Here is a 444-nt window from a genome sequence, read left to right as displayed (position 1 = left end):
GATCAGGCTCATCGGAAACAGACCGCCAATCCCCAGCCCCAACAGACACGGCCATAACAAGGCCAGAGTTATCGGAGCGAGAATCAGCCCGCAGAAACCGCCGATGATCAGCAACAGCAGAACCGCCAATATCCCACGCCGGTCACGGCTGCGATTGGCGATCGCCGGCACTGCCAGGCCGGAAAGGACCTCCATCGCTGTAAGAAAACCCAACATCAGCCCGGCGTTCTGTTCACTCCAGCCTTTTTCCACGTAATACGGGGCAAGCCAGGCGAGGACACAGGTGTAGGACGCCGTACCGAGGCCAAAGAACATCGCCAGCAACCAGGCGCGCGGGCGGGTGATGAAGGACTCCCGCCGGGTCCCCCTTGATATGGCTTGCGCGGGCTGCAAACACCAGACCAGCAACGCGACCAATGCCAACGCCGCCCAGATGGCCAGCCC

Annotated in this window: 1 protein-coding gene; it reads right to left on the bottom strand. The window is 61.7% G+C overall.

What is annotated here, in order from left to right:
• The coding region (locus J5M56_RS25510; RefSeq protein ID WP_207938126.1) for an MFS transporter at positions 1-444 on the bottom strand (444 nt) is incomplete at both ends.

The organism is Pseudomonas sp. 51_B, assembly GCF_017491595.1.
GTDB lineage: Bacteria > Pseudomonadota > Gammaproteobacteria > Pseudomonadales > Pseudomonadaceae > Aquipseudomonas > Aquipseudomonas promysalinigenes.
The sequence above is the reverse complement of the archived record's forward strand: the minus strand, read 5'-3'. Positions and strand labels throughout refer to the sequence as shown.